Below are 12,652 nucleotides of genomic sequence, written 5' to 3'. Positions count from 1 at the left end.
GCGCATCGGTGACGTGGATCACTCAAGGTCGGTTATTCGGCCTGCTGGCCCTGCTCGGCCATCTCCTTCGGCAGGCGCAGCGGAAGCGGCTCGCGGACCGGGCGGGGTTCGTCGTCCCGCACCACCACGAGCCCGCCGAGCACCTCGCCGAGGATGCCCTCACGCGCCGGGTCGGAGGCCGCCGCGCCCTGGTAGAGCGCGCGAACCATCCAGCGCGGCCCGTCCACACCGACGAAGCGGACGTCGGCCGGCCCGTCCGGCGTGTTGACCCGGGCCTTCAGCTCGATGCCGTACCTGCCGTCGATCTCGAGCGGGCTCACACCGTCCGCGGCCATCGCCTCGGCGATCTCGGCGCGCACCTCGTCCCAGATCCCCTCGGTACGCGGTGCCGCGAACACACCCAACTGCAGGGCACTGTCGCCGTCCACCAGCACGATCTGCTCGACGCCGCCGTCCGGATTGGCCTGCACCCGCACCTCGACGCCCTCGACCGCGGGGATCTGGAGGCTGCCGAGATCGAGTCGCTGCACCCCGTCCGGAGCGTGCTTGACGTCCCACGGGCCGGTCTCGGGCGCCGGGGCCTCGCCGTCGGCGACGAGGCTGTCGGCGAGCGCCTTCGAGGGCGGCGCGTCGGCCGCGCGAACGTGCTTCGGCTCGCGCTTACGGGAGAACATCACTGACACCTTCCGTTGGAATCTGCTGCCCGGGCAGCGCTGCGTGGCCGCCGGTCGAACCGTGCCCGCCCGCTCCCCGAGCCGTGTCGTCGAGGCTGTCCACGACGTGGAACGACGCTCGCTCCACCCGCTGGACCACGAGCTGGGCGATCCGGTCCCCGCGGGAGATCTTGACGGTGTTCCGTGGATCGTGGTTGATCAGGATCACCAGAATCTCGCCGCGGTAACCAGCGTCGACCGTACCGGGCGCGTTGAGGACCGTCACGCCGAGGCGAGCCGCCAGCCCGGATCGGGGGTGCACCAGACCCACATACCCCTGCGGGAGGGCGATCGCCAGCCCGGTGCGCACCTTGGCACGGGCACCCGGCGCGATCTCCACCTCCTCGGCCGCGAACAGGTCCGCGCCGGCGTCACCGGGGTGGGCGTACGCCGGGAGGGGCAGATCCGGGTCGAGCTGCCGGACCTGGATCACCACGTCAGTCACAGGGACGATCCTCACTCTCTGCGGGCGTGCGGGCGGCACCTACCCTGCCATCCTGCCGCGCCCGGCAACGGAGGCGCGCCGTACCCTTCGAGGGTGACACCCGAGTCCCCGGCCCGTCCGGCAGCGGCACCTCCGGAAGCGGCCCATCAGGAACGGCTCAGCCTCCCGTGGTGGGCGTGGCCGGCCACGCCCACCACCGCCGCGATCCTCGCCACCGAGCTGATGCTGGGGCTGCCCGATCTGCCCGCCTGGCTGCCGTACGCGGTGCTGCTCCCGCTCAGCGTGCTGCTGCTGGTCCCGGCCGGCCGGCTGCCGGTGCGGGTGACCGCCGGCGAGTTCCAGGTCGACGACGCCCGCCTGCCGGTCGCGGTGATCTCGGACGTGGTGGCGCTGGACGCCGCCGGCAAGCGCGAGGCCCTGGGTGTCGGCGCCCACCCGCTCGCCTTCGTGATCCAGCGGCCCTGGATCGGTCCGGCCGTGCAGGTGCTGCTCGACGACCCGGCCGACCCGACACCCTATTGGGTGATCAGCACCCGTCACCCGGTCGAGCTGGCCACCGCGCTGCTCGAGGTCAGTCGCCGAGAGCGCGCCGCTCAGCCGTCGTGACCTCCGGGGGCCGGTTCTTGCGCAGGTCCTCGCGGAGCTTGTCGCCGAGCGCCCGGCTGGCCCGCCGGTTGAGGTAACTCGCCACCGCCGCACCGGTCAGCATCGGGCCCAGCGTGGTCAGGTTGCGCCCGAACCGCTTGAGCAGGGTCTTCTGCAGCTCCTTGCGGGCCGCCGTACCGAGCACGGTGGCCACACCCACGCCCGGGATCATCGGGTTCACCCCGCGCTGGCCCGACCAGGCCTCGACCAGCTTCATGGCCCGCTCGGGGGCGGGGCCGGTGATCGGGCGGCCGTACACCTCGTGCAGCTCGCCGATCAGCTTGATCTCGATCGCCACCACGGCGACCGTCTCGGTGGCCAGCAGCACCGGCGCCGAGAGCAGGGTCGGTGTCGCGACCCACTCGACCGAGGCGATCCCGCCACCCGCCGCGCCCACCCCGGCGGTCGCCCGCGCGGCGTTGCGGATCAGGCGCTCGGCCAGCTCCTCGTCGTCCATGCCGGGAAAGTGCCGCCGCAGCGTCACCAGGTCCCGGACCGGGACGTGCGGAGCCACGTCCGCGACCGCGTCGGTCATCCAGCGCAGCGCCGCCTTCGGGCGGAACAGCCGGCCGATGCCGCGGGCGCGTACGTCGCCGGCGAGACGGCCCAGCAGCCGCCGCCGGCCGGCCGGTTCCAGTTCGTCGGAGGTGAGGGCCGCGACGGTGCGGCCCAGCTCCACGTCGGTACCCGGGGCCTGGGCGGGCTCGGGCAGGGCAGGCTCGGATCGGGCCGGCTCGGATCGGGCAGGCTCGACCGCGTCGCCGGCGCCGGGTTCGGTGCCGGGCTCAGTCGTACGATCCGCGTAGTTCATCGTCGTCCTCCCCATCGGCCGTCACCGGACACAGTTCCCGGTCATGACCCAGGGTCAAACCCCCTGTCGAACCCCGTACGGCGAACGCCGTACGCCCGACCGCGTTCTCGCGATCGGGTGGTCGGCGCGCCGCGCGCGAGTGCGGTCAGGCGCACTCGCGGCAGATCAGGTCCCCATTGCGTTCCACCGCCAGCTGGCTGCGGTGGTGGACCAGGAAACAGCGAGCGCAACGGAACTCGTCGGACTGCATCGGCAGCACCTTGACGGTGAGCTCCTCGTCGGCGAGGTCGGCGCCGGGAAGCTCGAAGCTCTCCGCCACCTCGACCTCGTCGACATCCACTGCGCCCGACTGGGAGTCGGCACGGCGGGACTTGAGCTCCTCGAGGCTGTCCTCGCCGAGGTCGACCTCATCGCGACGCGGGGCGTCGTAGTCGGTGGCCATCGGTCTTCACTCTCCTGTATCGATGTGTCACTTGGCGTTAGTAACGCCGGTGACAAGGTTTCGGTTCCCGGATCCGCTGGACGATTTCTGACACCCGGAACTAGGCCGGCGAGCGCGGAACCTTACCGCTGCTGCGGCAGGCTTGTACGCGTTCCGGCGGCACATTGTTCCCGATGTGACTGAGGCGACATCAAGGTAGGGGCACCAGGCTCTGGATCATCGTCGGCGCGCCGGAAGCATTCCCTGTTTCCGCGAGGCTGGCGGACAGACGCTAACCTCTCGACAAGCCCGGCGACCGCACCCGGGTCCGCCGCCGGAAACCTGGAGCCAGCCCCATGAGCTTTGCGCGCGTCCGAGCACTCGTCGTCGTCGGCGTGCTCGCCGTCGCCGCGGTGGTCTTCGTCGTCGTCGCTCTGGTCCGCGACACGCAGCGGGATCTGGTGAACGGCAGCGACTGCCCGGCCGGCGCCCCGCTGGCCGACGTCCTGCTGCCGGACGACCCCGCCGAGGTGACCGTCAAGGTGCTCAACGGCACCAGCAAGGCCGGTGTCGCCGAGAACGTGACGAACGAGTTCCGCAACCGCCGGTTCACCGTCCAGGACCCGGGCAAGAGCAAGACCAAGTTCAAGGGCGTCGCGGAGATCCGGTTCGGCCCCGAGGCGGTCGGCAAGGCTCAGCTGCTCCGGGCGTACTTCCTGGCCCAGTCCGAGATGGTCTACAACCCGAAGCGCAAGGGTGCGGCCGTCGAGATCGTGATCGGCAACCAGTTCCAGCAGCTCGCCACGACCACCGAGGTCAACCAGTCGCTGGTCGAGATCGGCACGCCGACACTCCCGCCCGGTGCCTGCCTCAAGCCGGTCGTGGCCAAGGACGACAAGGCCGGCTGACCCTAGGGGCCGCCCGCCGCGTCCAGCTCCACGAGGGCGTCGTGAAGCGGCTCGAACAGCGCCGGGGGCGCCGCCACGAGCATCTGCTTGCCGGCCGGTGCCCCGGAGAGGCCGCCGACGATCAGGCCCGCCTCCGACGCGATCAGCCCTCCGGCCGCGTGGTCCCACAGATTCAGGCCCTTCTCGAAGTAGGCGTCCAGAGTGCCCTCTGCGACCAGGCAGAGGTCGAGGGCTGCCGCACCCAGCCTCCGAATGTCACGCACACGGGTGATCAGCCGGGCCAATACGGCACCCTGATGGGCCCGTCGGCGGGCGTCGTAGCCGAACCCGGTACCGACCAGTGCCTGATCCAGCGTGGTCCGTACGGAGCCGCTCAGGCGGCGGCCGGCGCGCCAGGCACCGCCGCCCAGGGTGGCGGTCCACTCGTCGCCGGTGGCCGCGTTGCAGACCACACCAGCCACCACCACGCCGTCGCGCTCGGCGGCCAGGGAGACCGCGTACTGGGGGAGGCCGTAGAGGTAGTTGACGGTGCCGTCGATCGGGTCCAGGATCCATCGCACGGCGCCCGGCGCGACCGCCACCGAGTCGCCGTACTCCTCACCCAGCACTCCGTCGCCGGGACGCTCGGCCAGCAGCGCGTCCACCACCTGCCGCTCGACCGCCTTGTCGGCCGCTGTCACCACGTCCGTGTCGGTGCTCTTGGTCTGTACGTCACCGATCGCCTCGTCGCGCATCCGCCGGGCGGTCACCGCCGCCTCCCGCGCCACACGAACCGCGATCGCCAGCAACTCGCCGGGCGTCGATACCGCCGAAATCTCGCTCACGTTTGGGTCCTTTCCACCGATACCATTCTTGCGCCGAGCATCTCTGACGAGGTCGTCGGGCCCTGGCGGCGTGCTGGAGGCGGAGGATCTCGGTCGGCGGCGCTACAATTCACCTCTGCCCACGCTTCACGGACAAACACCTGCCGGGACGGTCCGTGTCCCGAGGGCTCCCAAACGACTCCAGTCAAAGCTTCGCCCCCGCGTGCTGCGCTGGATCTTGGCCGTGCCCAACCTCATCGCCTCCGGAAGGTCATTCGTGACAGAAGCCCACCAGAACGGTGCCGACGTTCGCTCTCTCACCGAGGCCTTGATCACCCATGCTCAGGGTGCGGGCGGGCAACTCACTTCGGCTCAGGTCGCGCACACGCTCGAGTCCGCCGCGGTCAATCCGGCGCAGGCCAAGAAGATCCTGCGAGGGCTGGTGGACGCCGGCGTCACCGTCGTCGTGGACGGCTCCGCCAGCACCCGCCGCAAGGTCTCGGCCGCCCGTGCGACCACGCCCGCCTCCAAGGCGACCACCGCCAAGGCCGCACCGGTCAAGAAGACAGCTCCCGCTCCGAAGCAGGCAGCGCCCACAGCCGAGGGCGACGCCGCCTCTCCGGCGAAGCGGGCTGCCAAGACCGCCGCGGCCGCCAAGGCCACGCCGGCCCGCAAGGCGACGACCGCGGCGGCCAAGGCCGTCCCGGGCAAGCCCGGCGAGCCCGGCGAGGAGATCGACCCCGAGGAGCTCGCTGCCGCGATCGAGGACGTGGTGGTCGAGGAACCGCCCGCCCTGGTCGCCGCCGCTGCCACCGACGCCGCCAGCTCGGCGACCGACGGTGACTTCGAGTGGGACGACGAGGAGTCCGAGGCACTCAAGCAGGCCCGCCGCGACGCGGAGCTGACCGCTTCCGCCGACTCGGTCCGCGCCTACCTCAAGCAGATCGGCAAGGTTCCGCTGCTCAACGCGGAGCAGGAGGTCGAGCTCGCCAAGCGGATCGAGGCCGGCCTCTACGCCGCCGAGCGCCTGCGCGCGGCGGACGAGGGCGAGGAGGCACTCGAGCGCAACTTCGAGCGCGACCTCAAGTGGATCAACCGGGACGGCGAGCGGGCCAAGAATCACCTGCTCGAGGCCAACCTGCGGCTCGTGGTGTCGCTGGCCAAGCGCTACACCGGTCGTGGCATGGCGTTCCTGGACCTGATCCAGGAGGGCAACCTCGGCCTGATCCGCGCGGTCGAGAAGTTCGACTACACCAAGGGCTACAAGTTCTCGACGTACGCCACCTGGTGGATCCGGCAGGCCATCACCCGCGCCATGGCCGACCAGGCCCGCACCATCCGCATCCCGGTGCACATGGTCGAAGTGATCAACAAGCTCGGCCGCATCCAGCGTGAGCTGCTCCAGGACCTGGGCCGCGAGCCCACCCCGGAGGAGCTCGCCAAGGAGATGGACATCACGCCGGAAAAGGTGCTGGAAATCCAGCAGTACGCGCGTGAGCCCATCTCGCTGGACCAGACGATCGGCGACGAGGGCGACAGCCAGCTCGGTGACTTCATCGAGGACTCCGAAGCGGTCGTCGCTGTCGACGCGGTCTCCTTCTCGCTGCTGCAGGATCAGCTCCAGCAGGTGCTGCAGACGCTCTCCGAGCGGGAGGCGGGCGTGGTCCGGCTGCGTTTCGGCCTGACCGACGGCCAGCCGCGCACGCTGGACGAGATCGGCCAGGTCTACGGGGTGACCCGGGAACGGATCCGGCAGATCGAGTCCAAGACGATGTCGAAGTTGCGGCACCCGTCCCGGTCGCAGGTCCTCCGCGACTATCTCGACTAGGGCGAACAGTCAACTTTACGTGTCCATTTGGTCACCACCCGTACATCAACGGGTGGTGATCAGACCGTTGTGCAGAAGTGATCGTTGACGTGGCACCCTTGGATCACGGCACACTAGCCAGAACCACTGTGTGACCTCGGTCCCCCCGGGGCACTCTGGGAAGGCTGCAACGGTGCAGGGTGTTGCACGATGTGTGAGCAGTAGCCGAGGAACATGTTCATCGGTGACGAACAGAGGAGGAAGGCGATGACCCCGACCCTCACGCCGCCGGCGGGAAGCCTGGCCGGCCTAGCAGCCGATGAACGGTGCGACCGCTGCAATGCAGCCGGGAAGCTCCGTTTGACCCTGGCAGGCGGTGGCGAGCTGGTCTTCTGTGGCCACCACGCCAACCGGTATGCCGAGGACCTGGTGAAGATCGCGGTTCAGTATTCCGCTGACCCGGACTTCACTTGGCGCGGTGCGGTCAAGATGTCGAATTCCACCAATTAACAGCGGTCCCCCGACTGACGTGTGAGCAAGGGGCGTTTCCCAGCGGAACGCCCCTTCTGCGTACCCTCAGATCGCCAGAGCGGCCTGGGGTGAGCAGACCCGGATGCCGTCGCCGCCGCCGCGCTTGACGTGGTACATGGCCTCGTCGGCACGGTCGACGGCCGCCGCCAGCTCGTGGGCGGGCGTGACGACGACGCCGATGCTCACCGTGGCGGGGCAGTCCGGGATCTCGCGTACCGCCTGGACCATCCGGGTGGCCACGGCGGCAGCGGCGGCCTCGTCGAAGCCGTCGAGCAGCGCCGCGAACTCGTCGCCGCCGAGCCGGGCGATCAGGCCGTGGGTGCCGACCTCTGCCGCCAGCGCGTCCGCGATGGCCCGCAGCGCCGCGTCACCCGCCGCGTGACCGCGGGTGTCGTTGATCTGTTTGAACTTGTCGGTGTCCACGAGCAGCACGGCGACGCGGCGCCCCGGGGCGTCCGGATCGCTGCGAACCCGTTCCACGGCGCTGTCGAAGGCCCGCCGGTTCCCGATACCGGTCAGCGGGTCCAGCTCCGCGTCCCTGGCGACCTGCTCGTGCTGCAGGCGCAGCGTATCCAGGTCGTGCATGCTGCGGGCGGCGTGCAGCGTGTTGAGCCGCTGGCGCCACAGCGCGGCGGCCAGCGAGTCGCCGTACGCCAGGGTCGACTCGGCGTCCCGCGAACCCAGATTGGCCATCAGCACCGCCCGGGTCCGGTGGGTGCTCGCGACGACGAGCCAGTCAGCATCCGGCGGCAGGTTGCGCACCGCGTCCGCCATCACGTCCACGGCCGCCTGGGCGTGCCCGGAGCGGCTCAGCGCGACGGCGTAGAAGGGCCGGCTGGTGGCCAGCGCGGCGGGCGTGAAGCCGCGTTCCTCGAGCCGCTGGGTGTGCAACTCGATGTCGGCCGCGGCACCTGCCGGATCCTGCCGGTCCGCCCGGGAGCAGGCGGCGTAGAGCAGCGCGTTGTCCCGCCAGGTCTCCGCGTCGTCACCGGAGACCTCCTCGGCGGCCTGACTGGCGTACCGCTCGGCGGCGGCGGTGTGCTGCTCGGCGTCGGCGACGCGGTGGATCTGATAGAGCTCGAGGGCCCAGCGCATGTGCAGTTCGGCGAGGTTGATGAGCCACATGGCCCGGTTGCCGTTCTGCTCGTCGTCGGCGAGGCTCATCTCGTACGCGGTGCGGAACTGGGGCTCGACCAGCTCGTAAAGGCGCAGTTCGTAGTAACCGATGGCGACGGCGACGCGGGAGTTGACGGCGGCGACCGGCTCGGTCTCACCGGCGGCGAGCGACTCGGCGGTCACCAGGTCCCGCAGGACGCTGCCGACGTCGTACTGGGCGGGGTCGACCTCGCCGAGACGCAGGCGCTGCCAGGCCCGGCTGGCCAGGGCACAGGCCTGCCAGCCGGTGCTGCCCTCCCGCTCGGCCGCGATCAGCATCGGCTCGACCGCCTCGACGGCGCCGACCGGGTCCGCCTGCGCGATGAACGCGACCACCCGGACGAAGTGCATGCAGGCCGGGCCGTCGGCGAGGTCGCCGGTGGCGGCGCGGAGAACCTCCTCGGCGCGCGCCATCGCGGCGGCGGCCTCGCCGGTCTGCGCGCGCTCCAGCAGACGCGCCGCCTCTCGCGTGATCTCCCGCATCGGTCCCTCCCGTGGCCTTATCGGCGCCGAAGCGAACCATCCGAGAGAACCAGCGCCTGTTTCGGAGGTCAACCGGAGCGGTACCGGGCGCTCCCGCCGGTGGCGGGGTTCAGAAGGTCTGGATCGTGGCGATCCGCTCCTCCAGCTGCTCAATCGTGGCCTGGGCGCTCGGCGGCCCGCCGCAGATCCGCCGCAACTCGGCGTGAATCTTGCCGTGCGGGAGGTTGGTCCGGTGGTGGTGCGCGGCCACCAGCGTGTTGAGCTGGCGCCGGAGACTGTTGCGGCGCTCGCCGGCGCTGAGCACCACGACCGGCTCCCGCTGCTCGGGCACGTCGTTCTTCGACTGCTCCAGCAGCTGGCGCTTCTGCGCGGCCATCTGCTCGGTCTGCCGCTTGTTGAGCAGGGTGGTCACCTGGTCCGGGGTGAGCAGACCGGGAAGGCCGAGGTAGTCCGCCTCCTCGGGGGTCCCGCTCCGCGCCGCCATGCCGAACGAGGTGCCGTCGTAGATGACCTGGTCCAGCTCCGCGGTGGCGGAGAGCGCCTCGAACATCTTGTCCAGGTCGCCGAGCGCGTCCTCGGACTTCTGAGCCCGCTCGAGCAGCTCGTCGTCGAGCCCGTCCTTCTCCTTGGGCGCGCCGAGCACGTGGTTGCGCTGGAGCTCCATCTCGCTGGCCAGCCCCAGCAGATGCGGGACGCTGGGCAGGAAGACCGTGGCCGTCTCGCCCTCGCGGCGGGCCCGGACGAACCGGCCGATCGCCTGGGCGAAGTAGAGCGGGGTGGAGGCGCTCGTCGCGTACACCCCGACGGCCAGGCGGGGGATGTCGACACCCTCGGACACCATCCGGACGGCGACCATCCAGCGCTTCTCCGAGTTGGCGAACTCGGCGATCCGGCCGGAGGCGCCCTCGTCGTCGGAGAGGACGACAGTGGCCGGCTCCCCGGTGAGGTCGTGCAGCAGCTTCGCGTACGCCCGGGCGGCCGTCTGGTCGCTCGCGATGACCAGACCGCCGGCGTCCGGCATGCCGTGCTCGCGGATCTTCGTGAGCCGGGCGTCGGCGGCGCGCATGACCTGCGGCATCCACTCGCCCCGGTGGTCCAGGGCGGTCCGCCAGGCCTGGGCGATCAGGTCCTTGGTCATCGGCTCGCCCAGCCGGGCCGCCAGCTCGTCACCGGCGTTGGTCCGCCAGCGGGTCTCCCCCGAGTAGGCCATGAAGAGCACCGGCCGCACGACCCGGTCGCGGAGCGCGTCCGCGTAGCCGTAGACCGAGTCGGCCTTCGAACGCTGGACGCCGTCCTGGCCGCGCTCGTAGGTCACGAACGGGATCGGGTTCTCGTCCGACCGGAACGGCGTACCGGTCAGGAGCAGGCGGCGCACGGCGGGCTGGAAGGCGTCCTTGACCCCGTCACCCCAGGTGCGCGCGTCACCGGCGTGATGGATCTCGTCGAGGATGACGAAGGTCCGGCGGGTGAGGGTGCGCCGCTTGTGCACCGCGGGCGCCATGCCGACCTGCGCGTAGGTCAGGACGGCACCGTGGAAGTCGCGGGACGAGTGCACGTCGGAGTTACGGAATTTCGGGTCGAGCTGGATGCCGACCTGGGCCGCCGCCAGCGACCACTGGGTCTTCAGGTGCTCCGTGGGGCAGACCACAGTGACCGCGTCACAGGTGCCGTCGGCGAGCATCTCCGCGGCGATCCGCAGCGCGAACGTGGTCTTGCCGGCACCGGGCGTCGCCACGGCCATGAAGTCCTCGGAACGGCGGCGCAGGTACGTCACCATCGCCTTGCGCTGCCAGTCCCGCAGCGGCGGGAAGATCTCCAGGTTCGGCACGGGCGGGCTCAAGCTGCGAGGGTCCCTTCTTCATGGAAAAACCTCCGCGGTCTGGGGCGCGGAGGCGGGTTCCAGCATAGCCACCAACGATGGCTCCGGCGGGCTACGGCGCCGCGACGGGAGCCGACCAGCGGCGGTAGAGCGCGAGAAGTCGTACCCCCGTCATCAGGGCCGCGGCACCCACCAGCGGAAGCGGGCCGGCGAAGCCCAGCGTGTGCAGCACGGTGATCAGGATCGCGCCGCCCAGCGCGACCACGGCGTAGATCTCGCTGCGCAGAACCACCGGGATCTGCCCGGTGAGCAGGTCGCGGGCCAGGCCGCCGCCGATCGCGGTGAGCATGCCGAGTAAGCACGCGCCGACCGGCGGTACGCCGGCGGCGAGCGCCTTCAGCGTGCCGGTCGCGGTGAACAGGCCGAGCCCGGCGGCGTCGAGGAGCAGCACTGTACGGCGGACCCGGTTCAGTGTCGGATGCAGCCAGAACACCGCCATCGAGGCGAGCACGGCAGTCACCGGGTACCGCCAGTCGGCGAACGCCAGCGGCGGCACCGCTCCGATGGCCAGGTCACGCAGAATGCCGCCACCGAGCGCGGCAGCGAAGCCGACGAAGGCCACCCCGAACAGGTCGAGGCGCTTCACGACGCCGGCCGAGGCACCCGAGGCGGCGAACACCGCCACACCGACCAGATCCGCGACGAGCAGGCCAGATCCGCTCGTCACGCCCTGATCAGGCCTTCATGGATTCGTAGATCTCCTTGCACTGCGGGCAGACCGGCGAGCCCGGCTTGGGCGTCTTCGTCACCGGAAAGGTCTCACCGCAGAGGGCCACCACGTGGGTGCCCATGACCGCGCTCTCAGCGATCTTCTCCTTGCGCACGTAATGGAACATCTCCGGACCGGTGTCGGCGTCCTTGGTTTCCGGACGCTCCAGGATCTGGGTGCTCACGATTATCTGCCCTTCACAATTAAGCGATTGAAGCACTGCTCCAGCCGCCAAGTCTGACACCTCACGCCTGGTCGGTCCAACGACAACGCAGCACCCGGGGGCCGTACGGTAGTGCGGTCGGGACCGCCTGCACCGAGCGGCACCCCCGCCGCAGCGGGCCAACAGCCTCGCCGGCGGGGTCAGAGGGGCCCGACGGGGAGACACTGTGACTGACTTCGCAATTCGATACGGCGAGCACGTGACCCGTGCCCGGCGGGACGGCCGTCCGGTGGTGGCCCTGGAGAGCACGATCATCTCGCACGGGCTGCCGCACCCGGACAACCTGCGGGTCGCCCGGGAGATCGAACAGACCGTCCGGGAGAACGGGGCCGTCCCGGCGACGATCGGCATGATCGGCGGCGAGATCGTCGTCGGCCTGGACGACTCTCAGGTGGAGCACCTGGCGCTGGCGCGGGACGTGGCGAAGCTCTCGATCCGGGATCTGGCGATCGCCGCCGCCCGCCGGGCCGACGGAGCCACCACTGTCGCCGCCACCAGCGCGATCGCCGCGGCCGCGGGCATCGGTGTGTTCGCCACCGGCGGGCTCGGCGGGGTGCACCGGGAGGCGAACGTCACCTATGACGAGTCGGCCGACCTGACCGCCCTGGCCCGGACGCCGATCGTGGTCGTCTGCGCCGGCGTGAAGTCGATCCTCGACGTGGGCGCCACCCTGGAGCGGCTGGAGACCCTCGGCGTCTCGGTGGCCGGGTACCGGACCCGGCGCTTCCCCGGCTTCTTCATCACCGACGGCGGCTTCGACGTCGACTGGGAGCTGGACTCGCCGGAGCAGGTGGCGGACTTCATCCGGGCCCGCACCGAGCAGGACGTCAGCGAGGGTGCGCTGGTCCTGGCGAACCCGCTGCCCGCCGACGAGCAGCTCGACCCGGCACTGCACGACCGGACCCTGGCGAGCGGGCTGAGCCTGCTGGCCGAGCAGAACGTCACCGGCAAGGCGGTCACGCCGTTCCTGCTGAGCCACTTCCACTCCAGCACCGAGGGGAAGAGCCTCGAGGTCAACGTCCGGATCATCCTGCGCAACGCGGCGCTCGCGGCCCGGATCGCGGCGGCGGCGACGACCGGCTCGGCGGCCCCGGTTGGCTTCGCGGTCCCGGCGTGAGC

General features: G+C 70.8%; 13 protein-coding genes and 2 pseudogenes. 5 read left to right on the top strand and 10 right to left on the bottom strand.

The annotated features are described in order from the left end of the window. Window positions 1–32 precede the first annotated feature (32 nt). Together ACFQV6_RS00830 and dut are read right to left on the bottom strand one after the other, a co-directional pair. Window positions 33–674, bottom strand: coding sequence for a DUF3710 domain-containing protein (locus ACFQV6_RS00830; protein WP_378025310.1), 642 nt, complete (start codon window positions 672–674; stop codon window positions 33–35). Continuing rightward, window positions 661–1,158, bottom strand: coding sequence for a dUTP diphosphatase (gene dut / locus ACFQV6_RS00825; RefSeq protein WP_378025309.1), 498 nt, complete (start codon window positions 1,156–1,158; stop codon window positions 661–663). The genes ACFQV6_RS00830 and dut overlap by 14 nt, the downstream gene beginning before the upstream one ends. Before the next feature lie 93 nt (window positions 1,159–1,251). On the opposite strand from dut, the gene ACFQV6_RS00820 reads away from it, so the two are divergent. Further along, a complete protein-coding gene (locus tag ACFQV6_RS00820; protein ID WP_378025308.1) occupies window positions 1,252–1,764 on the top strand; it encodes a DUF3093 domain-containing protein in 513 nt (170 codons plus the stop codon). Here ACFQV6_RS00820 and ACFQV6_RS00815 read toward each other — a convergent pair. Next, complete coding sequence (locus tag ACFQV6_RS00815; protein ID WP_378025307.1) at window positions 1,730–2,614, bottom strand: hypothetical protein; 885 nt, start codon at window positions 2,612–2,614, stop codon at window positions 1,730–1,732. The genes ACFQV6_RS00820 and ACFQV6_RS00815 overlap by 35 nt on opposite strands. Before the next feature lie 145 nt (window positions 2,615–2,759). Further along, window positions 2,760–3,056 carry a DUF4193 domain-containing protein gene (locus ACFQV6_RS00810; RefSeq protein ID WP_378025306.1) on the bottom strand — a complete coding sequence of 99 codons (297 nt, stop codon included), beginning with the start codon at window positions 3,054–3,056 and terminating at the stop codon, window positions 2,760–2,762. Window positions 3,057–3,391: 335 nt separating this feature from the next. On the opposite strand from ACFQV6_RS00810, the gene ACFQV6_RS00805 reads away from it, so the two are divergent. Continuing rightward, window positions 3,392–3,943 (top strand): LytR C-terminal domain-containing protein, encoded by a 552-nt coding sequence (locus tag ACFQV6_RS00805; protein ID WP_378025305.1) that lies wholly within the window; start codon window positions 3,392–3,394, stop codon window positions 3,941–3,943. A 2-nt stretch (window positions 3,944–3,945) separates the two neighbouring features. Here ACFQV6_RS00805 and ACFQV6_RS00800 read toward each other — a convergent pair whose 3' ends face one another. After that, a complete protein-coding gene (locus tag ACFQV6_RS00800; RefSeq protein ID WP_378025304.1) occupies window positions 3,946–4,767 on the bottom strand; it encodes an inositol monophosphatase family protein in 822 nt (273 codons plus the stop codon). A gap of 256 nt (window positions 4,768–5,023) precedes the next feature. Here ACFQV6_RS00800 and ACFQV6_RS00795 point away from each other — a divergent pair, with 256 nt between their 5' ends. Both ACFQV6_RS00795 and ACFQV6_RS00790 read left to right on the top strand, forming a co-directional pair. Further along, a complete protein-coding gene (locus tag ACFQV6_RS00795) occupies window positions 5,024–6,574 on the top strand; it encodes an RNA polymerase sigma factor (protein ID WP_378025303.1) in 1,551 nt (516 codons plus the stop codon). 246 nt (window positions 6,575–6,820) lie between these two features. Then, the gene (locus tag ACFQV6_RS00790; protein WP_378025302.1) at window positions 6,821–7,063 is read left to right on the top strand and encodes a hypothetical protein; all 243 of its coding nucleotides are present in this window, start codon (window positions 6,821–6,823) and stop codon (window positions 7,061–7,063) included. 66 nt (window positions 7,064–7,129) lie between these two features. On the opposite strand, the gene ACFQV6_RS00785 is transcribed toward ACFQV6_RS00790, so the two are convergent. From ACFQV6_RS00785 to ACFQV6_RS00765, 5 genes and pseudogenes are all read right to left on the bottom strand, one after another. Beyond that, entirely contained in the window at window positions 7,130–8,722 is a 1,593-nt protein-coding gene (locus ACFQV6_RS00785) for a diguanylate cyclase domain-containing protein (protein WP_378025301.1), read from the bottom strand. Window positions 8,723–8,831: 109 nt separating this feature from the next. Then, window positions 8,832–9,020: pseudogene (locus tag ACFQV6_RS00780) on the bottom strand (ATP-dependent helicase); the annotation flags it as partial. A gap of 59 nt (window positions 9,021–9,079) precedes the next feature. Then, a pseudogene (locus ACFQV6_RS00775) lies at window positions 9,080–10,499 on the bottom strand (DEAD/DEAH box helicase); the annotation flags it as partial. A 154-nt stretch (window positions 10,500–10,653) separates the two neighbouring features. Beyond that, window positions 10,654–11,268: a trimeric intracellular cation channel family protein gene (locus ACFQV6_RS00770; protein ID WP_378025300.1), complete on the bottom strand. Its 615-nt coding sequence runs from the start codon at window positions 11,266–11,268 to the stop codon at window positions 10,654–10,656. 7 nt (window positions 11,269–11,275) lie between these two features. Further along, window positions 11,276–11,500: a DUF3039 domain-containing protein gene (locus tag ACFQV6_RS00765; RefSeq protein WP_378025757.1), complete on the bottom strand. Its 225-nt coding sequence runs from the start codon at window positions 11,498–11,500 to the stop codon at window positions 11,276–11,278. A gap of 199 nt (window positions 11,501–11,699) precedes the next feature. Here ACFQV6_RS00765 and ACFQV6_RS00760 point away from each other — a divergent pair, with 199 nt between their 5' ends. Beyond that, complete coding sequence (locus tag ACFQV6_RS00760; protein ID WP_378025299.1) at window positions 11,700–12,650, top strand: pseudouridine-5'-phosphate glycosidase; 951 nt, start codon at window positions 11,700–11,702, stop codon at window positions 12,648–12,650. The last annotated feature ends 2 nt before the right edge of the window (window positions 12,651–12,652 follow it).

It is taken from the genome of Actinoplanes sp. GCM10030250 (assembly GCF_042666575.1).
Taxonomy (GTDB): Bacteria; Actinomycetota; Actinomycetes; order Mycobacteriales; family Micromonosporaceae; genus Actinoplanes.
The sequence above is the reverse complement of the archived record's forward strand: the minus strand, read 5'-3'. Positions and strand labels throughout refer to the sequence as shown.